Here is a 23,506-nt window from a genome sequence, read left to right on the forward strand (position 1 = left end):
TTCATGTCGCACTGCTAATTCTGCCCAAAATACTTCTTCATGGTGCGCCGGGATAAGCGGATGAACGTATCTTTCTGGCTCTGCCGGCGCATGGGGGCAAAAGAGGTCATGTAAGGGATGCCCATAGATTCAAGGCTGCACAGATGCAATCCCAGAATAATCAAGGCAATGATGATTCCGAATAGACCGAAGGAAGCGGCAATAACCATCAGGACAAACCGCAGCATCCGCACGGAAATCCCCACATTGAAGGCAGGCAAGGTGAAATTGGCGATGGCTGTAATGGATACGACGATAACCATGGCCGCCGAGACAAGCCCTGCATCGACCGCCGCTTGACCAATCACCAGCGTTCCGACGATGGACACCGACTGGCCGATCGACTTGGGCAGACGGATGCCGGCCTCGCGCAGAATCTCGAAGGTAATCTCCATGATGAAGGCTTCAAGGAAGGCCGGAAAAGGAATCCCCTCGCGCTGCCCGATCAGACTGATCAGCAGGGTGGTCGGAATCATCTCCTGGTGGAAGGTAGTGATCGCTATATAGAAGGAGGGAGTCAACAGTGCGATGGCAAAGCAGAAGAAGCGAAGCATCCGGACCAGAGTGGCAAAATCACTCCGCTGGTAATAATCCTCACTGGACTGGAAGAACTGCACTAATAGCGCTGGAACCACCAGGATAAACGGGGTGCCCTCCACCAGAATGGCGATCCGGCCTTCCAGCAGTGCGGATGCGGCCGAATCCGGCCGCTCCGTATTATAGACAGTCGGAAAGGGGCTGTAGCGCTGGTCCTGAATCATCTCCTCGATATAGTTACTCTCCAGCACACTGTCGAGCTTAGCGGCATCCAGCCGCCTGCGCAGCTCCTGCAGCACTTCGGGATCGGCATTGCCTTCAATATACATCACTGCGACATTGGTCTGGGTCTGCTCTCCAAGCTTCCGCTGTTCAATACGCAGCTTGGGGTTCTGGATACGCCGGCGGATCAGCGCCGTGTTCTCCCGCAGGGATTCGGTGAAGCCTTCACGCGGCCCTCTTACTACAGATTGGGATACCGCGTCTTCCACTGAACGCTGCTTCAGCGCTTCTGTACCGGCAGATAACGCATGCGTGCTTCCATCGATATAGATGACCGAGTTGCCGGCCAGCAGCTCCGTCTCTACCTCTGTATAATTAGTAATCCCTCCAACCTTGCCGAGGGAGAGTGTTCTGTCCTGCAGCAGCTTCAGGCAGCGCTCCGGCTGCGGTTCACTGAACTCATTGAACTGGCCCGCGTCTTCATGAATGGCCTTCATCAGAGCCTGCGGATCAGCCATTCCTTCAATATATACAACCACTACAGACGAGGGTCCGAGTGTAATGAATCGGTAGATGATATCTGTACTTGTGCCCAGACGGACTTGTATTCCCTCTATAAAAGCGGACAGAGAGTCCGGCAGTTTCTCCTGCGGCGAGCCTGCGTTCTCCAGCTGTGTCATGTTCATTCGCCTCCCATCATCCCGTATAGTCTCTCCGTATGAGGTGATCCTATGCAATCTATCGGCAAGGAAGGAGACGGGGCTGCGGTTTTTTTGCTGCGGGAGTTTACGAATGTCTGAAACGGCTATACTACCTAGTAGTAGCTGAATACAGAATAGGCAGACGGAAGGATACAGGAGGGTGACCTATGGAACTAAGTATATTGCTGATGGTCGTGCAGCTCTTTTTCGCGCTGGTCATCGGCGTTTATTTTTGGAATCTGCTGCGGGGACAGAAGACGAACAAGACAGCGGTGGACAGGGAATCGCGCAAGGAGCTGGACAAGCTGCGGAAGATGCGAATGATCTCACTGACCAAGCCGCTCTCGGAAAAGACACGCCCCGCCTCCATCGACGATATCGTCGGACAGAAGGATGGGCTGCGCGCCTTGAAGGCCGCGTTATGCAGTGCCAATCCGCAGCATGTTATTATCTACGGGCCGCCGGGTGTAGGCAAGACGGCAGCGGCGCGGGTAGTTATGGAAGAAGCGAAGAAGAATACGTTATCGCCATTCAAACGCGATGCCAAATTCACCGAGATCGACGCCACTACGGCGCGCTTCGACGAGCGCGGCATTGCCGATCCGCTGATCGGCTCTGTGCATGATCCGATCTATCAGGGAGCGGGGGCCATGGGGGTGGCCGGAGTCCCACAGCCGAAGCCGGGCGCAGTAACCAAGGCGCATGGGGGAATTCTGTTCCTCGATGAGATTGGCGAGCTGCATCCGATTCAGATGAATAAGCTGCTGAAGGTGCTGGAAGACCGCAAGGTGCTGCTGGAGAGCGCCTATTACAACTCGGAAGACAGCAATACACCAGCGTATATCCATGATATTTTCCAAAATGGCCTGCCTGCCGATTTCCGGCTGGTCGGAGCCACGACACGTTCGCCGGACGAGATCTCGCCGGCGCTGCGTTCGCGCTGCATGGAGATTTATTTCCGTCCGCTGCTGCCGGAGGAGATTGCCGTGATCGGACGGGATGCCGTCCAGAAGATCGGGCTGAAGCCAAGCCCCGAAGCGGTCGAGGTCGTGCAGCAGTACGCTACGAACGGCCGCGAGGCGGTGAATATGATTCAGCTGGCTGCGGGCCTTGCCTTGACCGAAGGCCGGGATACGCTGAGCGCTGCGGAAGTGGAATGGGTCGCCAGCAGCAGCCAGCTGCCGCTGCGGACGGAGCGCAAGATACCATCCGCCCCGCAGGTCGGACTGGTCAACGGCCTTGCCGTCTACGGGCCCGGCATGGGCACACTGCTGGAGATTGAGGTCTCAGCCGCGCCAGCCCTTAATGGGCCGGGCAGGCTGAATATCACCGGGGTAGTCGATGAAGAGGAGACACGCGGAGGCTCGCGGACTGTGCGGCGCAAGAGCATGGCCCGGGGTTCGATTGAGAATGTGCTGACCGTCCTGCGCTCCATGAAGCTGGAGCCGGACAAGTATGACCTGCACATTAACTTCCCCGGCGGGACGCCGATTGACGGCCCGTCCGCCGGGGTGGCCATGGCGGTAGCCATCGTCTCTGCCATCCGGCAGCTGCCGGTGGACAACACGGTGGCGATTACCGGCGAGGTCGGCATCCATGGCCGGGTGAAGCCGGTCGGCGGCGTAGTCGCCAAGGTGGAGGCTGCCTTCCAGGCGGGAGCAACGACTGTGCTGATTCCGAAGGAGAACTGGCAGTCGCTGTTCGCCGATCTCGGCGCGCTGCGGGTGATCCCGGTAGACACGGTGGAGGAAGTCTTCCGCCACCTGTTCGGCACCGATACGGCAGACATCAGAATGCCCGCCGTATCAGGCGAGACCTTTTCTTCGGCGCCTTCACTGCTGAAGGCGGACGCTTCGGGCGAGAGTCTGCCCGGGTAAGACAGACACATAGTAGAATCCCCTGGCGGGTAGCTGCCGGGGGATTTTTTTTGGCGGATTAGGAGGGGGAGCAGCAGCGGCATAGGACACGAATGTTCGGCGAATACTACATACCGATGGGTGAGCGTGCCAATAACGCCAATTGCGGACACGGGTTGTTGGTGTTTTCATGCGGCTTTTGTTAGAATGAATGCATATGACACTACTTATGAACCATGGGAGGTGCGAAAGCGATGATACAAAATAAATCCAAAGGTCGTCGTTTTCCTTTATTACCGCTTAGAGGTCTTCTTGTATATCCCAGTATGGTTCTGCATCTGGATGTAGGCCGTGAGAAGTCCGTCCGGGCACTAGAGAAAGCTATGGTTGAAGATAATCTTATTCTTCTCTGCTCCCAATCTGAAGTTAATATTGAGGAGCCGGGGCAAGAGGATATATTCCGCGTGGGTACAGTGGCGAATGTGCGGCAGATGCTGAAGCTTCCCAATGGTACGATCCGTGTGCTGGTGGAAGGCGTAGAGCGGGCTGAGATCATTCATTATACGGACAACGAGGAGTACTATGAGGTGATGGCGCGTGAGCTGCCGGAGCAGGAGGATGTGGACCAGGAGAGCGATGCCCTGATGCGCAGCGTACTGAGCCAGTTCGAACACTACATCACTTTGTCCAAAAAAGTAACGCCAGAGACACTCGCTGCGGTCTCCGATATCGAGGAGCCTGGGCGGCTGGCGGATGTCATCACCAGTCATCTGGCGCTGAAGATCAAGGACAAACAGGAGATTCTGGAGACCATTGACGTCAGCAAGCGTCTGGAGAAGCTGCTCGATATTCTCAATAATGAGCGCGAAGTGCTGGAGCTGGAACGCAAGATCAGCCAGCGTGTGAAGAAGCAGATGGAGAAGACCCAGAAGGAATATTACCTGCGTGAACAGATGAAAGCGATCCAGAAGGAGCTTGGCGAGAAGGAAGGCCGGGCCGGTGAAGCCGATGAGCTGCGCACCCAGATGGAAGAGAAGAATCTGCCGGAGCGGGTGCAGGAGAAGATCCTGAAGGAGATCGACCGTCTGGAGAAAATGCCGGCAAGCTCGGCCGAAGGCAGCGTCATCCGCAACTACGTGGATTGGCTGCTCGGTCTGCCCTGGAGTGAAGCCACGGAAGATGATCTGGATATCCGTAAGGCGGAAGAGGTGCTGGACGCAGACCACTACGGTCTGGAGAAGCCGAAGGAACGGGTACTGGAATACCTGGCCGTGCAGAAGCTGGTCAAGGGTCTGAAGGGGCCGATTCTGTGTCTGGTAGGTCCTCCGGGTGTCGGCAAAACCTCGCTCGCCCGCTCCATCGCCCGCTCCCTGAACCGCAAGTTCGTCCGCATCTCGCTGGGCGGCGTGCGGGATGAAGCCGAGATCCGGGGTCACCGCCGCACGTATGTCGGTGCAATGCCGGGCCGGATCATCCAGGGGATGAAGACGGCAGGCAGCATCAACCCGGTCTTCCTGCTGGATGAGATCGACAAGATGGCAGCGGACTTCCGCGGCGATCCGTCGGCGGCCCTGCTGGAGGTGCTGGACCCGGAACAGAACAATACGTTCAGCGATCACTTCGTAGAGCTGCCGTTCGACCTGTCGAACGTCATGTTCGTCACTACGGCGAATGCCGTGCACAACATTCCGCGTCCGCTGCTGGACCGGATGGAGATGCTGTTCATTCCCGGCTATACGGAGCTGGAGAAGCTGCAGATTGCCAGCCGTTATCTGCTGCCGAAGCAGCGCAAGAGCCATGGCCTTGCGGAAGAGCAGCTGTCCATCGGAGACGATACGCTGCTGAAGATTGTCCGCGAGTACACCCGCGAATCCGGGGTGCGGAATCTGGAGCAGCAGATTGCTGCCCTCTGCCGCAAGGCGGCGAAGCAGATTGTCTCGGAAGAGAAGGAACGCGTCAGCATTCTTCCGGAGGAGATCAAGGATTACTTGGGAGCCTCCAAGTTCCGTTATGGAATGGCTGAGCTGGAGGATCAGATCGGTACCGTTACCGGGCTGGCCTGGACAGAGGTTGGCGGCGATACGCTGCTGATTGAAGTCACGGTGGTCCAGGGCACCGGGAAGCTGACGCTGACCGGACAGCTCGGCGATGTAATGAAGGAGTCGGCGCAGGCCGCCTTCAGCTATACCCGCTCGAAGGCGGAGGAGCTGGGGCTTGCCCCTGATTTTCACGAGAAGAACGATATTCACATCCATATTCCCGAAGGTGCGATTCCCAAGGACGGCCCGTCCGCAGGGATTACAATCGCCACGGCGCTGATCTCCGCGCTCACCAAGCGTTATGTCTCCAAGCATGTGGCCATGACCGGCGAGATCACGCTGCGCGGACGCGTATTGCCGATCGGAGGCCTGAAGGAGAAGTCCCTGGCCGCCCACCGTGCAGGCTACAAGAAGATTCTTATGCCGAAGGACAATGAACGCGACCTCAAGGATATTCCTGAGAGTGTCCGTAATGATGTCGAGTTCGTACCGGTATCCCATATGGACCAGGTGCTGAAGCACGCGCTCGTAGACCATGCAGAAGACGTTAACACCGGCTCAGATTCAGATACAGATACAGAAATAAGTATTGAAGCGCCCAGTAGTGTGCATTAGAAAGGAAGTCTTATGAAAGTTAACAACGCAGAATTTATTATCAGTGCCGTAGGCCCTGACCAATACCCAGTGGATGCCTTGCCGGAGATTGCTCTGGCAGGGCGCTCCAATGTAGGGAAGTCCTCTCTGATCAACCGGATGATTAACCGCAAGAATCTGGCCCGCACCAGTTCTACGCCAGGCAAGACGCAGCATATGAACTATTATCTTGTGAATGAGAGCATGTATTTCGTTGACTTCCCGGGCTATGGCTACGCCAAGGTCTCGAAGACACAGCGCGCCTCCTGGGGCAAAATGGTCGAGAAGTACATGGCGGAGCGCGAGACGCTGAAGATGGTCCTGCTTGTCGTGGATCTGCGCCATCCGCCGACAGCCAATGACAAGATGATGTTTGACTGGCTGAAGCACTACGATCTGCCGCTCTGCGTAGTGGCTACCAAAGCGGACAAAATTCCGAAGACCCGCTGGCCGAAGCATATCAAGGTAATGAAGCAGGAGCTCGGTGTGCTGCCGGGAGACAGCTTCATTGCGTATTCATCAGAGATTGGACTTGGCAAAGACGAATTATGGGAACTTATAGATAGACATACTCTACCCACCGAAGAAGAGCTTCCGGCAGAACCGGATGATCAGGATTCCGGGGATGAACCGCAGCACGAAGCGCCTTCCGAGACTTAAGGGTTTGTCATTAAGAATTGAGGGATGTTTATGGCTCAGCGTCTGGCAATGGAATATGTGAATGCAACGATGCAAATGACCGAATTTCAGCTGAACCAGTTTCTGCTGACCGCTGATACCAGCTATATCAGTCACCGTGTGAAGGTACTAGGCGCGGGCGAACAGGAGATTGTGCTGGAGGAGGCCGGAGGCGAGGAGGTCCATCTGTCTTTTGAACGCAAAGGCGGCATCTATATGGGTTCCTTGTCCTGCAGGGTGGTGAATCCTCATCTGATTAATGCAGTCCGCAAACTATTCTTCATGTATAAGGGCACGGGGACCGTAAACCGGATTTATAAGGATCTTACAATGATGTACTACTATGAAGGCGGCTCGGTGCGCCGGATCTCGGAAGTGAGACCGGGCGGTACCAAGCTGATCTATCAGCATAAATATTCAGTGGCAGAGATGCTGGCTGTCTACAAGCGTCAAACGGTAGAATGTGAGATTGAGCAGCTCCGTCAAGAGATTGATAGACTGCTAGATATGCGCAACCGTAGTCAGCAAGAGGCAGTAATTAAGGAAGTCGATGAGAGACTTGCAGAGGCGGCCGGCCGGCTGTTCCGACTGGAAGCATAAATGATATTGTTTTAAAATTTGGCAATCATTTCCTAGTGAAATGGTTGTATTTTTTTGCGAAAACTATACATATCCTCTACGAAAGGACCGATAAACAACATATGATAGATATCCATAGCCACATTCTACCCTTCATGGATGACGGAGCCGCTGATTACGACGCCGCTCTCGCCATGGCGCTTGACGCCCATAACGATGGTATTACAACTGTAGTGGCTACCCCCCACCATGCGAACGGAGTCTATATGAATCCGGCTCCTGAGATTGAAGCGGCGGTGCGGGTGCTGAACGCGAAGCTGCAGGAGGCAGGCAATCCGCTGGTCGTGCTGCCGGGGCAGGAGATCCGGATCTACGGAGAACTGCTCGATGATCTGGAGCGCGGACAACTGCTGACGCTTGCCGGTTCCCGGTATATTTTGCTGGAGATGCCCTCTTCGCGGGTGCCCCGCACGATGGAGGAGACCTGCCATGAGCTGGTCATCCAGGGCATGGTGCCGGTTATCGCCCACCCGGAGCGCAATGCGGAGGTTGCTGCCGATCCGTCCAAGCTGCTGCGGTTAATAGAGCTTGGTGCCCTGGGGCAGGTTACCGCACAGAGTATGGCCGGCGTCTTCGGGAGTAAGCTGCAGAAGCTGTCGCTCGAATTATGCCGCCAGCATGCCGTGCATATTATTGCATCAGATGCGCATGATTCTGTGCACCGTCCCTTTGGATTAAGCGAGGCTTACGGAGTGGTGCGGCGGGAATTGGGAGAAGAATCATTCGACTTTTTTCTACAAAATGCGCGCGATGTGCTTGCAAATAACGAGATTAATCGAGTGAATTCTATTCAATCTAACAGCAAACTTCATAGATTGTTCGGATTTTTTTCTCGCAAAGGGTGACCTTCTGTGTCATTAATGGTAGAATGGGTATTACTGGATTCTTGCACTAGTATTAATACAAATACATACCAAGAGGTGGATGACAAGTGACTTTGAAGAAAAAACTAGCAGTATCTACACTAGCAGTAAGCATGGCAGCGGCATCCGTTGCCGGGTTCCCGTTCAGCAGCAAGGGGCTGGCTGAACATTTTGGAGTGAGTACAGCTTCCGCAGCAGCAGTATCGCAGGCAGATGTGAAGGCGAAGGTTGAGAAGATTTATGGTCAACTGACAGAAGCCGACAGATTATTGCTTCTGAATTACAAAAATCAAGCAAACGCTGTGGATCTTGCAGCATTCAGAGAAATCTTCAAGCCAGTACTTGAGAAGCTTACCTTCCTGGAAGAAGCTGACGTGGTAACTGCCCATGAAGCATTCAAGAGCGTATCCAGTGTAGTCTATGATGTGTATGACAAGGATTACACTGCAATCAAGAATATCCGTTATGATGTGAAGAATGTGGACCTGCTGAAGAAGATTGCAGACAAGGCAGGCGTAAAGAATCTTACAACGGATCATTTCATTGAATTCCTGTTCGGTGATAACGGTGTTGAAGCTGAGCTTCGCGCATTGGTCAGCAGCAAGACAAGTGCTGAACTGCTGGAGATTGTTGCTAATCCTGCAAGCCAGGATAAATTGATTAATGATGCTATTACTACAGTACTTAACCATAACACAGGTACTGGAGCCCTTACAGTAAGCCAGGTAGTGTACAATCTTCACATTTCTCCTGATGATGTTAAGGAGAGCCTGAAGAACCTGAATATTGCAGTTCCAGCAACGAAGCCAGCAGTGAAAGCCCTTGCTACAGCTTATATCAAAGCTTACGGCTTCAGCGATGGCGGTACTACTAACCCTCCTGGAACTGGCACAGGTGGCGGTGGCGGTGGCGGCACAGTAACTGCTCCGGTTACGAACCCTACAGCTACACCAGGTCTGTACGATGTATCTAAGCTGGTAACGATTGTGGGCGACAAAGCAACCCTGAAGCTCGTAGATGCTGACGTACTGAAAGCCTTCGATGCACTGGTTGCTGCCAATGCCGGTAAGACAGGTCTTACCCTTACCTTGGACCTGGGTACAGTAAATGCGGCGACAGTAGAAGTGCCACTGTCCAAAGCGATCATCGAAGCAGCCAAGGCGAAAGGCATTGCCAACATCGCCATTACCTTCAACGGCTTGACCGTAACGATTCCGGTAGGACAATTCAGTGAAGCTATTACCCTGACCGCTTCCACCGTAGCAGATACAACTGTAACTTCTGTGTCCAGCCTGAAGCTGGCATCAAGCGTGTATGATTTCGAACTGACTGTAGGCGGTGTTGCTACAACAACCTTCCAGCAGCCAATCATTATCAAGCTGCCGCTTAAGAATACAGAAGGCCTTGACCGTGAACTGCTGTCCGTAGCGAAGGTAGTATACGGCGCACTGCAATTCCAGGGCGGTGTTGTAGATGGTGATCACATCACTGAACCGCGTGACGGCTTCTCTTCCTACGCTGTACTGGAGAACAAAGTCAGCTTCAAGGATGTTGCAAGTGTTCAGGCTTGGGCTGGAAGACAGATCTCAGTCGTAGCAGCCAAGGGTGCTATTGAAGGCGTAGGCAACGGCAACTTTGCTCCGAAGAACAATGTGACCCGTGCAGAATTCGCCAAGATGCTGATCCGCGCACTGAACCTGGAGAACAACTCCGCGAAGCAGAGCTTCGGCGATGTTAGCTCCACTGCCTGGTATGCTCCTTACGTAGCTGTTGCTGCTGAGAAGGGAATCATTACTGGACGCAGTGCAGCCCAGTTCGATCCTAATGCAACGATTACCCGTGCTGAGATGGCAACGATGATTGCCCGTGCCGTGAAGTCGCAGAAGCCGGAAGCTGCAACGAATGTCAGCTCCCTCAGCAAATTCTCCGATGCAGGCAAGATCGCTGCTTCCCTGAAAGACGGAGTAGCCTTCGCTGCCAGCAACAACCTGGTGATCGGCAACGCCGGCAAGTTTAACCCTAACAACACAGCTACACGTGCTGAAGCTGCAGTGATTATCTACCGTACAATCAACTTCAAGTAAGTAAATAGGATTGTGGAGAGCCTCCTCTCGTCGTATAGAGAGGAGGCACTTTTTTAGGATATAGGGTATAAGAATTTACAGCTTGGAGGGAAATGCACTTGTCAGCACAAGAATTGGATTTGCGCGATTATTTCCAGATTGTCAGGAAGAGACTGTGGATGATTATCAGCATTGTTATCGTGGCTTGTGTTCTTGCCGGGATCTACAGCTTATATATCAAGAATCCGGTCTATGAAGCTTCAACGAAGATCATCGTTAATCAGACGCCTACCCAAGCTACGGCAGCACAGCTGGATCTGAATCAGATCAATACCAACATTCAGCTGATCAATACGTACAAGGAAATTATCAAGACTCCGGCGATCCTCGATGTTGTGGCTAAGAACTACCCGCAGTTCGGGATTACGGCAGAGGAAATGCTGAAGAAGGTTAACGTGAGTTCTGTAAATAATACGCAGGTGATGACACTTGTCGTTCGAGATAATTCATACCAGAGAGCCGCAGAGATCGTGAATGCCATATCACTTGTATTTAAGCAGGAGATTCCGTCCTTGTTCAACGTACAGAATGTGTCCATCCTCAACGAAGCCAAGCTTAATCCGCCAGTTGCACCCGGACCGGTAGAGCCGAATGTGGTCATGAACCTCGCCATTGCTTTTATCGTATCCCTGATGATTGGTCTGGGGATCGCCTTCCTGCTGGAGTATCTCGATGATACGCTGAAGACAGAAGACGACATTAAGAAATACCTTGGACTTCCGACTATAGCTATGATTACCCGGCTGGGCCAGGAAGAAACCAAGACCACCGGGCAGCAGGCTCAGACACAGAGCAGAAAGGCGGGGGAACTCGAGCATGTCACAGCAGCCAAATAAACAACGTCATCTGATCACCGTGACCAACCCGCGTTCGCCGGTATCCGAAGCCTTTCGGGCACTGCGCACGAACATAGATTTCTCCTCTGTAGATGAACAGATCCAAATTATTATGGTCACTTCTTCCGGACCGGAGGAAGGAAAATCAACCGTTACTGCCAACCTGGCCGCTGCGTACGCGCAAGCGGATAAGAAGGTGCTGCTGATCGACGGTGACTTGCGTAAGCCTACAGCGCATAAGACTTTTACACTGAGTAACCGGTATGGGTTGTCCTCCTTGCTCTCGCAGCAGGCGAATCTGTCCGATGTGATTCAGGAATCCGGTGTGAACAACCTGTATCTGATGACATCTGGCCCGATTCCTCCGAATCCCGCTGAGATGATGGCCTCCAACCGGATGAGTGCGGTGCTGCAGGAGCTGCGTCAATTATATGATGTGATTCTGATTGATACTCCGCCGCTATTGGCCGTTACAGATGCACAGATTGTTGCCTCCAAGAGTGATGGCGTAATTATGGTGGTCAGCTACGGTAAGGTGAAGCGCGATATTGCAGCTAAGGCGAAGGCCAATCTGGACCGGGTCGGGGCCAAGATGCTGGGCGTGGTCCTTAACAATGTGAAGCGCAAGGCCAGTGAAGGCTACTACTATTACTACTATGGCAATTGAATTGTTTAATAGATAAAATGTTGTTTTTGGAGGCACTGAAAATGACAGCGAAAACCAGAGTGTTGGTATTATTCATGATCGATGTTGCGATCATATGGTTCAGCATCGTGACGTCCTACCTGTTCCGGTTCTACAATGAGATTCCGCCGGAATATGTGGTACAGATGATCGTGTTCGGCGTAATCTCCACGGTGGCCATCGGGGGAAGCCTGGTCTATTTCGGACTCTACCGCAGAATGTGGCAATATGCCAGTATTAACGAGATTATATCGGTTCTCAAAGCTATTGTAGTAGGAGCGGTGTTATCTTACGCTGCCGCATATCTGATCCTGCCCGAGCGCGTGCCATTCAGCATAGAAGTCCGGTCGATGGAGACGGTTCTGCTGCTGGTGGGAGGCGTCCGCTTCTTCTGGAGAGTCTTCCGAAGTGACCGGAGCAATAATAAGAATACAGAGCTTCATACACTTATTGTCGGGGCCGGAGATTGCGGAATCCTGATTGCCAAAGAACTGACGGGACCTTCTTTCGCGGACACCCGGCTGGTTGGATTCATTGATGACAGCGCCGATAAATATCACTTGTCCATACTGGGTGTACCTGTACTGGGTAACCGTTATGATATTCCGCGGATTGTGAAGGAGAAGGAGATTCACGAGATTATTATCGCGATGCCCTCGGTCTCCAGAACCCAAATATCCGAGATTATTAATCTGGCCAAGGCTACAGGTGCGAAGCTGAAGATTATTCCGGCACTGAATGACCTGATCGCTGGCAAGATCTCTGTCAAGAAGCTCCGCGATGTCAGCGTAGAAGACCTTCTGGGCCGTGAGCCGATTGTTGCAGACATGAACAGTATTCTGGGCTATGTTCATAACAAGACCGTACTGGTTACGGGGGCAGGCGGTTCGATCGGATCCGAGCTATGCCGCCAGATATCCCCTTTTGCACCGGACAAGCTGCTGATTCTGGGACACGGCGAGAACAGTATCTATACGATTGAGATGGAGCTGCGCAAGAGCTTCCCTTACCTGGAGATCGTGACCGTAATTGCTGATATTCAGGACCGCACCCGGTTAATGGATGTATTCCAGAGCTACAAGCCGCAGGTGGTCTTTCATGCAGCAGCACATAAGCACGTTCCTCTGATGGAGCGCAACCCTTCCGAGGCCATCAAGAATAATGTCTTCGGGACCCGCAATGTAGCCGACTGTGCTGACATGTATGGTGCAGAGCGCTTCGTGATGATCTCTTCCGACAAGGCCGTGAACCCGACCAGCGTCATGGGGGCTACGAAGCGGATTGCGGAGATGTATGTACAGAGTCTTAATGTAACAAGTCCTACCAAGTTCTCTGCGGTACGCTTCGGTAACGTATTGGGCAGCCGGGGCAGCGTCATTCCCGCCTTCAAGCAGCAGATTGCAGCCGGTGGACCTGTCACCGTAACGCATCCCGAGATGGTCCGTTACTTCATGACTATTCCCGAGGCTGTTCAACTGGTGATCCAGTCCGGTTCCTTCGCGAATGGCGGAGAAGTCTTTGTTCTGGATATGGGTGAACCGGTTAAGATCCTGACGCTTGCGGAGGATCTTATAACACTGTCGGGTTACGAGCCTTACAAGGACATCGACATCACCTTCTCAGGCGTCCGTGAAGGCGAGAAGCTGTATGAAGAACTGCTGACCGATGAGGAGAACCTGGGTTCCACTCAGCATGACCGGATTTTCATCGGCAGACCTAATGTCATCACCCGGAGCCAGATGGAGCTGGAATTCAAACGGTTAGAACGGGTGATCACCGAAGATGCAGAAGCCATCCGCGAAGTGATTAACCAGATCGTACCGATGCAGCCAGTGATCCAGGCAGCCATTAGCTAATTAGAGATGTGGAGGTACCTGAAGTGAAAAGATGGAAAAAAGTATTGATCTGGACGCTGTCGGTCATCGTGGTGTTAGGGGTTGGCGGACTATTCGCAGCCAATTATGCTGTCGACAAGCTGATGAATTCTATGGCTGGCGGCTTCGATGTGGAAGCTGGCAATACGCCTAGTGTTCCTCAGGGACAAGTGATTGAGCCTGTGGTAGCAGATAGCGACCCGTCTGCAGAGCCAGCAGCTTCCGTTGATCCTTCTTCAACCGCTACACCAGATAGTACGCCTGCTTCCAGTAATGCCGGTGAGCCGGCAGCTGCCAGCACGGACAAGCCTGCAAGCACTCCTGCTCCAACACCTGCGGGTGTGGATGGATTAGCCCATATCTCAACGGACAAGGCCAAGGAAGTTCAAGAGAACGTAACGATCACAGATAAAGCGAATGTGGCAGCAATCGTAGCTAAGCAGCTCAGTGTCTCAGATATCAAGAGATTGCAAGAGTTAGCCCAAGGCGGACTAACAACAGAAGAGAAGCGGGAAGCCCGCAGCATTATCCTCGGCAAGGTCACAGAGGAGCAATATAACGAATTAGCTCAGATTGCCAAGAAGTACGGCGTTAGCCAAGGCAAGACCCGGGATCAGATTCTGGCTGAAGAAGAGAAACTCAAAGCCCAAGAAAAAGGAAGTGAATAGGCATGTTCAAGATCAAGATTCCAGCAGCAGCACTTCTGAGCGTAGCCTTAATGGGCTGTGAGCCCCTGACGGCATCGGCTCCAGTTACTGTAGCGGCGGCTACTCCTGTAGCCACTGCAACAGCAGCACCTATTCCTGTAGCCACTGCAACAGCAGCACCTATCAAAGCATCCAATTCCATCAAAGTACAGAATGTGGATGTGACGATGCTATTCGATGGTGTAGCACTGCAGCCGCCAGCCGGACAACATGTGTTCATGTACAATAACACCACTTATGTCCCTTTGCGCTTCATGTCGTATGCCCTGCAGAAGAGCGTAAGCTGGGATGCCAAAAACCTAAAGGTAACCGTAGCGGAGCCAAGCAGCTCAGAGATGGTAGTCATTAAGGAATACCTGATGAATGCGACTTCCAGTCCTTCTTTTACAGCCAAGAATATTACGCTGAACAACGTTAAGGCAAGTTATGTATTTAACGGGAGTACGAAGGCATTGCCCCAAGGCCAGTCCAGTTATCTGCTGAACGGCTCGATCTATGTCCCTCTAAGATTCTTATCGGAATCTGTAGGAAATTCCATTAGCTGGAATCCGAAAACAAAGACCATTACAGCAAATTCCAAGAACTACGAAGAAAATACGGCTTCTGCGAAACCAACCGACAAGGGTCCTAGCCCATCTGCAAGTGCAACACCGGCACCAGCAGCAACTCCAACAGCTGAATCAGGTGGAGCAGCAGGCGGTTCAGGATCGGCAGGAACAGGGTCCGGTAAGGTTTCTTATGAGAGTATCACTAGTGAGACTGAGGCGAAGTTAAATGCGCTAAAATCACAAAGTACTTCTACTTTGTTTGGAATTGCTTTGGAATATGTGAATGCTACAGATGCTGCAACTAAGCAAAGTATTAAGGCCAAAGGGATAGAGCAACTAGCTTCTTTTAAAGCTTCATTTAACAGTATAATCGCTGACGCTGAACAAAAACTAAACACTAATGGATATAGCACAGCTATTATTGCTCAATATAGAGCTGCCTTTGAGGCTGAACTGGATAATGGAAGAGCTGCAGCTGAGGGTTTGGGGAAATAATAGATTTAAAAAAAGTATCAATATCAGAACAAACATGGTTTACAGTTGTAGGATGCATTCTATTCAACCGTAGCTGTAAACCATAGTATCTCAAGGACAAGGTGAGCGTATGAAGCCTTATATTATCGTCAAACAAACTTTAGATTTCATATTGGCTCTAATTGGAATGCTCCTGTTATGGCCTTTTTTCTTGATTATTGCCGTGGTGATCAAGTCCACATCTAAAGGACCTGTTCTATTCCGGCAAAAGCGGTTAGGCAGGAACAAGAAAGAGTTTTATATTCTCAAGTTCAGAACCATGCGTACAGATACACCAAGCGATATGCCTACACATCTGTTGCAAGACCCAGACTTTTTCATTACCAAAGTGGGCAAATTCCTTAGGAAGACAAGCTTGGATGAGCTTCCTCAGATTATAAATATTCTCAAAGGCGACATGAGCATAGTAGGCCCGCGCCCTGCGCTGTGGAATCAATATGACCTGATCGCGGAGCGAGATAAGTATGGAGCGAATGAGATTAAGCCTGGGCTTACGGGATGGGCGCAGATTAATGGGCGGGATGAACTACCGAATGAAGTGAAGGCTAAGCTTGATGGAGAGTACACACAGAGAATCTCTCTAGGATTGGATCTTAAAGTATTCTGTATGACGATCCTCAGTGTGCTGAAGTCAGATGGGGTTAGAGAAGGCGCAGTGAGCACAGAAGCCCCCCCCAACACCAAAGGAGCCTCGTTATAAATGGAGAAAAAAAGAATTCTTATCACAGGTAAGGGGAGTTATGTAGGTACAAGCTTCATCAACTGGGTAAAGCAATGGCCCGAGCAATACGAAGTTGAAGAGTTGTCAGTACGAGGTGAAGCCTGGAGAGAGCATGATTTCTCAGTTTATGATGTTGTGCTGCACGTAGCTGGTATAGCGCATGTGTCGACTGATCCAAGTATGGAGCAGGAGTACTATAGAGTTAATCGTGATTTAACGATAGAAGTTGCTAGAAAGGCAAAGCAAGAGAAGGTAAAGCAGTTTATTTTTATGAGTAGTATTATTGTGTATGAAGATAATGGTAGGGTTACACTTATCGATAGTGATACCCCAGCGAATCCTAGTAATTTTTATGGGAGGAGTAAACTACAAGCTGAAAAGGGTATACGAGGACTTGAGGAAGAGAAGTTTAAAATAGCAATATTAAGGCCCCCAATGATATATGGAAAAGATTCTAAGGGCAACTATAGGAAAATGGCTCGAATATCAAGAAAAATTCGAGTTTTCCCTGATTTCTATAATAAAAGAAGTATGCTACATATTGATAATTTGTGTGAGTTATTGAGACTTATCATAAATAATGAAGATAAAGGGTTCTTTTATCCCCAAAATAAAGAGTATTCTTCAACAACAGAAATGGTTAGGCTAATATCTCTTGTCCATGGAAACAAAATTCATTTCACAAAGATGTTTAATCCGGTTATGAAAATAACAGTAAAAAAAATAAGCATATTTCGAAAGATATTTGGAGATCTAATTTATGATCAGAAGATTAGTGTTTACAAAGAGAATTATCAAATTAGAACTTTAAAGGAGTCAATCAAGTTATCAGAAATTATAAACAGGAATGAGACATGAAATTGAAAAAGAAAATTCTAGTTATTGCACAATACTTCTTTCCAGAACAATTTAGGATAAATGATATTTGCTCGGAATGGGTGAAAAAGGGTTATGAAGTCACAGTAGTTACTGGTATTCCTAATTATCCTCAAGGTGAATATTATAAAGGTTATGGAATTTTCAAAAAAAGAAAAGAAATATATAACGGTATAAATATTCTGAGGATTCCACTGATTCCCCGTGGTAAAAGTTCGATTATGTTAATGATGAACTATCTCTCTTTTGTTATATCAGGCTTCTTTTGGAGTGTTTTTACTAGAATTAAAGCAGATTATGTTTTTATTTATGAAGTATCGCCAATGACTCAAGCATTACCTGGTGTTTGGTATGCGAAAAGAATAAAAATACCCTGTTATTTGTACGTTACAGATTTATGGCCAGAGAATGTTGAGATTGTGGCTGGGATTAAAAATCAACGTATTCTAAAAAGTATAGGTATTATGGTTGATTATATATATAAACGTTGCAATAGAATTTTCACCTCTTCTGAAAGTTTTATAGAGGCTATATCCGAACGAGGTATAGAAAATAATAAAATAGAATTTTGGCCTCAGTACGCTGAGGATTTTTATGTCCCAATAAATAATGGAAATGTTCATGTAAGTGAAATACCACAGGATGGAAAATTTAATATAATCTTTGCTGGGAATATTGGTGTTGCTCAGGGGTTAGATGTATTGGCTGATACTGCTCTAAAACTTAAAGAGGTAGGTGCAAAAGTTAGATTTAATATTGTGGGTGAAGGACGATACAAAGAAACTTTAATTAATTTGGTAAAAGAGTATGGTGTCGATAATATGTTCAATTTTATTGACAAACAACCTAGTTTACTTATACCTGATTTTATGTCCGTTTGTGATGCCACTTTGATATGTCTTTCCAGAAGTAAAGTATTCTCTATAACGTTGCCCGCTAAAACTCAATCTTGTCTCGCTTGTGGAATTCCGATATTAGTTTCTGCAGATGGAGAAATTCAAAAAGTTATAAGTGAAGCCGAGGCAGGTTTTTGTAGCAATGCTGGAGACGCTGGTGGTTTAGCTGAAAACATATTAAGGATGGTATCGTCTACAAAGGGTGATCGTGAGGATATGGCTCAAAATGCTCTACGATATTATCATACTCACTTTAACAAAGAAAAGCTTTTGAATCGAATGGATTTTTGGTTAAACTAATTAAAGTTGATTGGAGATAATGTGAATGTTTACGGATAAAACTTTATTAATAACTGGTGGTACTGGATCATTCGGAAATGCAGTTATGAGAAGATTTTTAGATACAAATGTTCAAGAAATTAGAATATTTTCACGAGATGAAAAAAAACAGGATGATATGCGGAAACTATATAGAAATGAAAAGTTGAAGTTTTATATTGGTGATGTTCGAGATTTAGCGAGCGTTAAAAATGCTATGCATGATGTAGATTATGTATTTCATGCAGCAGCTCTAAAGCAAGTACCATCGTGTGAATTTTTTCCGCTAGAAGCTGTGAAAACTAATGTAATTGGAACAGATAATGTTATAACTGGTGCCATTGAGATGGGGGTAAGGAAAGTCATATGTTTATCAACTGATAAAGCAGCCTACCCAATAAATGCAATGGGGATTTCAAAAGCAATGATGGAGAAAGTGTTTGTGGCTAAATCTAATACTGTTAGCCCTGATAAAACATTAATCTGTGGAACGCGTTATGGTAATGTAATGGCGTCTAGAGGTTCAGTGATTCCACTTTTTGTCGATCAAATTAAGAGTGGTGAACCGTTAACTATTACTGATCCTAATATGACTAGATTCCTCATGAGTCTAGAGGAAGCTGTTGAACTCGTTGTATTTGCTTTTCAGAACGCAGAAACAGGGGACATAATGGTGCAAAAATCTCCGGCTTCAACTATTAGAGATCTAGCACAAGCACTAGTTGAATTGTTTAATGTGAATAATGAAATAAAGATTATAGGCACACGTCATGGAGAAAAATTATACGAAACTCTTCTTACTAAGGAAGAGCATGTAGTGGCAGAAGATCTTGGAGGATTTTATAGAGTTCCCGCGGACAAAAGGGATCTTAATTATGATAAGTATTTTGTTGAAGGGAATAAGCAAATTCATCAAGTTGAGGATTACAACTCACATAACACTGAAAGGCTTGGAGTTACTGAGATCAAAAATAAATTAATGGAACTTGAATATATTCAAAATGAATTAAGAACTTGGAAAGGGAAATTCTAATGAAAGTACTTGTTCTTGGAGCAGCCGGTATGGCAGGACATACAATTTCGCTCTTTTTCAAAGAAAAAGGGCATGTGGTAACTGGTTTTAGTAGAAATGAAATTGGATATTGTGATGAAAATATTAATGGTGATATAACTGATTTTAGTTATCTCAATAGGGTAGTAGAGGAAGGGAACTACGATGCAATTATAAATGCTATTGGTATCTTAAATAAAGATGCCGAAGACAACAAAGATTTGGCAGTTCTTATAAATAGTTATTTGCCGCATTATTTGGTGAATGCAACAAAAAATATGAGCACTAAAGTTATTCAAATGAGTACTGATTGTGTGTTTTCCGGAAAAAAGGGTGGGTATATAGAAAATTCTTTTAGAGACGGTGAAACTTTCTACGATAGATCAAAGGCATTAGGTGAGCTTGAGAATAATAAGGATCTAACTTTTAGAAATTCAATAATTGGACCAGATCGAAATATGAATGGAATTGGTCTATTTAATTGGTTTATGAAGCAAGAGGGAGAAGTTAATGGGTTTACTAAAGCCATATGGACTGGAGTAACAACGTTAACTTTAGCTAAAGCAATGGAGAGAGCTCTCGAAGAAAATTTAACTGGTATATATAATTTAGTTAATAATTGCAACATTAATAAATTTGAATTACTTAAACTGTTCAACCAATATTTCAAAAATGATAGATTAACTATTTTGCAAAGCGATGCAATTTCAGTTGATAAATCTCTTATCAATAATAGAAACGATTTTTCATTTGTGGTCCCCAGTTACGAACAAATGGTTTCTGAGATGAAAGTATGGATTGAAGACCATAAAGATTTATATGCACATTATTTCTGAAAAGAAGGAGACACAAAATGAAAAAATTAAAATTAATGACAATTGTGGGTACACGACCTGAAATCATTAAACTTTCTGAAATCATAAAGAAATGTGATAAATACTTTGAACATATATTAGTACATACAGGTCAAAATTATGATTTTACTCTTAATGAGATTTTTTTCAAAGAATTAGGCTTAAGAGAGCCTGATTTTTATTTGGGAGTTGTTGGAGATAATCTAGGCCAAACTATGGGAAATGTTCTCTCAAAATCTTATGAAATAATGGTTGATCAGGCTCCAGATGCACTATTAGTTTTGGGAGATACTAATTCCTGTTTAAGTGTCATTTCAGCTAAAAGACTCAAAATCCCTATTTTTCATATGGAGGCTGGGAATAGGTGTTTTGATGAGAATCTTCCTGAAGAAATTAATCGGAGAATTGTTGATGTTACAAGTGATGTTAATCTATGTTATTCGGAACATGCAAGAAGATATCTTAATTCTTCTGGAGTACCAAAGGAACGTACTTATGTAGTGGGTTCGCCTATGGCAGAAGTTTTATCAGCTAATATTGCAAATATTAATAAAAGTAATGTTCTTGATATTTTGAAATTGGAAAAGAAAAAATATATTTTACTTTCAGCACATAGAGAAGAAAATATAGATAATGAACAAAATTTCTTTGCATTAATGAATGCTATCAATAAAATGGCTAAGACATATGAAATTCCAGTTGTTTATAGTACACATCCAAGGAGCAAAAACATAATAAATCAAAGAGGATTTAAATTCCATCCATTAGTTAGAACACTTGAACCGTTTGGTTTTTGGGACTACAATTACCTCCAAAAACACTCGTTTTGTGTAGTTTCTGATAGTGGTACACTTCCTGAGGAAGCTTCATTTTTTCAATTCCCAGCAGTATCTGTAAGGACGAGCACAGAAAGACCGGAAGCTCTTGATAAGGGGAATTTTGTTATTGGGAGTATCTCAGTCGAACAAGTACTACAAGCCGTAAATATGTCAGTTACTATGAGTAATAATGGAGATTTTGGAGTTTCTGTACCAGATTATATTGATGAAAATGTTAGCACAAAGATAGTTAAGTTAATTCAAAGTTATACAGGCATCATAAATAAGTTGGTTTGGAGAAAGTGAGAGATTTAGTGTGAATGATAAAATAGATTTTGTGATTATTTGGGTAGATGGAAATGATGATAAGTGGAGAGAAGTTAGATCAAATTACAAATCTGATTTTACTAATGATACTAATGTACATAGATATAGAGATTGGGATAATTTGCAATATTGGTTTAGGGGAGTTGAAAAATTTGCTCCATGGGTGAATAATATTTATTTTGTTACATGGGGGCATCTGCCCTCATGGTTAAATATTAAACATCCCAAGCTTAAAATTGTAAAGCATGAGGATTTTATTCCAAAAGAGTATCTTCCAACATTTAGTGCCAATCCAATTGAACTTAACCTTCATAGGATTGATGGTCTATCTAACAATTTTGTATATTTTAATGATGATATGTTTTTAATTAAAGATGTAAACGAAAATGTGTTTTTTAAAAATAATCTTCCATGTGATTCAGCAATAATGAATGTTCATTGCTACAATATAGAGGAAATGTTTATAATGACACCCTTTAGGAATATTGGGATAATTAATAAACATTTTAAAATGAAAGAAGTTTTAAAAAAGAGTCCTACAAAATGGTTTAATTTTAAATATGGTTTAAATGTACTTCGGAATTTTTATCTCCTACCATGTCCTAGATTTCCAGGACTATTACAGCAACATTTGCCAACTTCGTTTTCAAAAGAAGTTTTTAGTATACTTTGGAACAAGGAGTTTGAAGTACTCCATGAAACATGTAAAAATAAATTTAGACATATGTTAGATGTCAATCAATGGCTCATAAAGGGATGGCAAAATGCAAGCGGACAGTTTTATCCAAGAAAATATAATATCGGGAAGTCTATCGCTGCTTATGATATAAAAGCAGCTTGTGAATTTATTTCTAAACAACAAGGTTCCATGTTATGTCTAAATGATGTCGATATGGACGAAGAAACATTTATAACCTCTAGGGATTTGGTGAAAGCTAGCTTTAATACTATCCTTCCAAAAAAATCTGCTTATGAACTATAGAATTACATCAGGAGGAAATATGAAAAAAGTAGTATATTTTATTCCATCTTTAGGGACTGGTGGGATAGAAAAAATGGTGATTTCCTGGATTGAGAATATAGATAAAAATAAGGTTCAGGTTGATATTGTAACTCAAGGAATAAAAAATAAAAAAGCAAAAAGCTATTTAGAATTACTGGGGTGTAATGTGATTGATATGCCTTTTAGACAAAGGCAAATGGTAAAAAAACTTGCTTTTATGACTAAATTATTTAGATTGAAAAAGTATGACATAGTTCATGTGCACACAAGTGTTGCATTTGATTTTTTAGCACTTGTCATAGCTAAGTATTTTTGTGTAAGACATAGAATAATTCATAGTCATAATACCAATTCATTCTCAAATTCATTTATAAAAAGATTGCTTCAAAGATCCTCAAAGTTCTTTTTGAAAAGATACGCTACAGCTTTTTTTGCCTGTTCAAAAAAGGCTGGATCAGTAATGTTTGGTGATGATTTAATGGGTAAAGTTGTAGTTGTTAAAAATGGAATTGATATTGAAAAATTTAAATTTAACAAAACAATTCGTGAGGAAATAAGGGATAAACACAATTTATCAGAAAAACTTGTATTAGGGCATGTTGGGAGGTTCAATGAACAAAAAAACCACTCATTTGTTATTGATGTTTTTTATGAAATTACAAAAATAAAAAAAAATTCAGTTCTTTTGTTAATTGGTGAAGGTGAACTGTTTGATTTTTGTAGAAACAAAGTTGATAAACTTGATATATCAGATAAAGTTCTTTTTTTAGGTAGTCAAGATAATGTAAACAATTATATGCAAGCAATGGATGGCTTTATTTTCCCTTCGCTTTATGAGGGGTTAGGTATTGTTTTGGTTGAAGCTCAATGCGCTGGATTAGAATGTATAGTATCTAACGAAATTGTAGAAGAGGCAATATTATCTCAAAGAATAGAACAATTCGATTTACAGTTGTCTCCTTCTGACTGGGCTCATAATGTTTTGAAGTTACTTGATAATAATAAAAATAGACAAAATGCATGGGAGGATATTGTTGAAAAACAATTTAGTATTAAAGAAAGCGCGCAATTTTTAGAAGATTATTATTTTAAGTTAAGTTAGATTTATTGGAAGCTTCTATTTTTAAT

The 23,506-nt window shown here is 46.0% G+C and carries 20 protein-coding genes; 19 read left to right on the forward strand and 1 reads right to left on the reverse strand.

Annotated features, from left to right (window positions below):
- Positions 1-14: 14 nt before the first annotated feature.
- Positions 15-1,484, reverse strand: a complete 1,470-nt coding sequence (locus MKY64_RS01440; protein ID WP_425355123.1) for a spore germination protein — start codon at positions 1,482-1,484, stop codon at positions 15-17.
- Between the two features lie 182 nt (positions 1,485-1,666).
- On the opposite strand from MKY64_RS01440, the gene lonB reads away from it, so the two are divergent.
- The 19 genes from lonB to MKY64_RS01535 all read left to right on the forward strand — a co-directional run bounded on the left by lonB (position 1,667) and on the right by MKY64_RS01535 (position 23,480).
- Positions 1,667-3,376 carry an ATP-dependent protease LonB gene (gene lonB / locus MKY64_RS01445; RefSeq protein ID WP_339250655.1) on the forward strand — a complete coding sequence of 570 codons (1,710 nt, stop codon included), beginning with the start codon at positions 1,667-1,669 and terminating at the stop codon, positions 3,374-3,376.
- Between the two features lie 233 nt (positions 3,377-3,609).
- Positions 3,610-6,009 carry an endopeptidase La gene (gene lon / locus MKY64_RS01450; protein WP_340950580.1) on the forward strand — a complete coding sequence of 800 codons (2,400 nt, stop codon included), beginning with the start codon at positions 3,610-3,612 and terminating at the stop codon, positions 6,007-6,009.
- A 12-nt stretch (positions 6,010-6,021) separates the two neighbouring features.
- Positions 6,022-6,687, forward strand: a complete 666-nt coding sequence (gene yihA / locus MKY64_RS01455; protein WP_036726020.1) for a ribosome biogenesis GTP-binding protein YihA/YsxC — start codon at positions 6,022-6,024, stop codon at positions 6,685-6,687.
- Positions 6,688-6,717: 30 nt separating this feature from the next.
- Positions 6,718-7,305, forward strand: coding sequence for a non-ribosomal peptide synthetase module (locus MKY64_RS01460; RefSeq protein WP_340950581.1), 588 nt, complete (start codon positions 6,718-6,720; stop codon positions 7,303-7,305).
- A 101-nt stretch (positions 7,306-7,406) separates the two neighbouring features.
- Positions 7,407-8,189 (forward strand): tyrosine-protein phosphatase, encoded by a 783-nt coding sequence (locus MKY64_RS01465; RefSeq protein ID WP_340950583.1) that lies wholly within the window; start codon positions 7,407-7,409, stop codon positions 8,187-8,189.
- Positions 8,190-8,281: 92 nt separating this feature from the next.
- Positions 8,282-10,291 carry an S-layer homology domain-containing protein gene (locus tag MKY64_RS01470; RefSeq protein ID WP_340950584.1) on the forward strand — a complete coding sequence of 670 codons (2,010 nt, stop codon included), beginning with the start codon at positions 8,282-8,284 and terminating at the stop codon, positions 10,289-10,291.
- Between the two features lie 92 nt (positions 10,292-10,383).
- On the forward strand, positions 10,384-11,166 hold the full coding sequence (locus MKY64_RS01475) for a YveK family protein (protein WP_076159883.1): 783 nt from the start codon (positions 10,384-10,386) through the stop codon (positions 11,164-11,166).
- Positions 11,147-11,833: a CpsD/CapB family tyrosine-protein kinase gene (locus MKY64_RS01480; RefSeq protein WP_209876903.1), complete on the forward strand. Its 687-nt coding sequence runs from the start codon at positions 11,147-11,149 to the stop codon at positions 11,831-11,833. Before MKY64_RS01475 ends, MKY64_RS01480 begins: the two co-directional genes overlap by 20 nt.
- Before the next feature lie 41 nt (positions 11,834-11,874).
- Positions 11,875-13,707, forward strand: a complete 1,833-nt coding sequence (locus MKY64_RS01485; RefSeq protein ID WP_339250642.1) for a polysaccharide biosynthesis protein — start codon at positions 11,875-11,877, stop codon at positions 13,705-13,707.
- Between the two features lie 23 nt (positions 13,708-13,730).
- The gene (locus tag MKY64_RS01490; protein ID WP_339250640.1) at positions 13,731-14,393 is read left to right on the forward strand and encodes a hypothetical protein; all 663 of its coding nucleotides are present in this window, start codon (positions 13,731-13,733) and stop codon (positions 14,391-14,393) included.
- 2 nt (positions 14,394-14,395) lie between these two features.
- Positions 14,396-15,475: a stalk domain-containing protein gene (locus MKY64_RS01495; protein ID WP_339250638.1), complete on the forward strand. Its 1,080-nt coding sequence runs from the start codon at positions 14,396-14,398 to the stop codon at positions 15,473-15,475.
- Between the two features lie 109 nt (positions 15,476-15,584).
- Complete coding sequence (locus MKY64_RS01500) at positions 15,585-16,214, forward strand: sugar transferase (RefSeq protein ID WP_339250637.1); 630 nt, start codon at positions 15,585-15,587, stop codon at positions 16,212-16,214.
- Positions 16,215-17,093 (forward strand): NAD-dependent epimerase/dehydratase family protein, encoded by an 879-nt coding sequence (locus MKY64_RS01505; RefSeq protein ID WP_339250636.1) that lies wholly within the window; start codon positions 16,215-16,217, stop codon positions 17,091-17,093. It begins immediately after the preceding gene.
- Positions 17,090-18,307 carry a glycosyltransferase family 4 protein gene (locus MKY64_RS01510; RefSeq protein ID WP_339250635.1) on the forward strand — a complete coding sequence of 406 codons (1,218 nt, stop codon included), beginning with the start codon at positions 17,090-17,092 and terminating at the stop codon, positions 18,305-18,307. Before MKY64_RS01505 ends, MKY64_RS01510 begins: the two co-directional genes overlap by 4 nt.
- 25 nt (positions 18,308-18,332) lie before the next feature.
- Positions 18,333-19,358: a nucleoside-diphosphate sugar epimerase/dehydratase gene (locus MKY64_RS01515; protein WP_339250634.1), complete on the forward strand. Its 1,026-nt coding sequence runs from the start codon at positions 18,333-18,335 to the stop codon at positions 19,356-19,358.
- Positions 19,358-20,212, forward strand: coding sequence for an SDR family oxidoreductase (locus MKY64_RS01520; RefSeq protein WP_339250633.1), 855 nt, complete (start codon positions 19,358-19,360; stop codon positions 20,210-20,212). The genes MKY64_RS01515 and MKY64_RS01520 overlap by 1 nt, the downstream gene beginning before the upstream one ends.
- 17 nt (positions 20,213-20,229) lie before the next feature.
- Positions 20,230-21,354 (forward strand): non-hydrolyzing UDP-N-acetylglucosamine 2-epimerase, encoded by a 1,125-nt coding sequence (wecB, locus tag MKY64_RS01525; protein WP_339250632.1) that lies wholly within the window; start codon positions 20,230-20,232, stop codon positions 21,352-21,354.
- Positions 21,355-21,364: 10 nt separating this feature from the next.
- The gene (locus MKY64_RS01530; RefSeq protein ID WP_339250630.1) at positions 21,365-22,357 is read left to right on the forward strand and encodes a hypothetical protein; all 993 of its coding nucleotides are present in this window, start codon (positions 21,365-21,367) and stop codon (positions 22,355-22,357) included.
- 19 nt (positions 22,358-22,376) lie between these two features.
- Positions 22,377-23,480 (forward strand): glycosyltransferase family 1 protein, encoded by a 1,104-nt coding sequence (locus tag MKY64_RS01535; protein WP_339250628.1) that lies wholly within the window; start codon positions 22,377-22,379, stop codon positions 23,478-23,480.
- Positions 23,481-23,506 lie beyond the last annotated feature (26 nt).

The sequence above is a fragment of the Paenibacillus sp. FSL R7-0210 genome, from assembly GCF_038009085.1.
GTDB lineage: Bacteria > Bacillota > Bacilli > Paenibacillales > Paenibacillaceae > Paenibacillus_AQ > Paenibacillus_AQ silagei.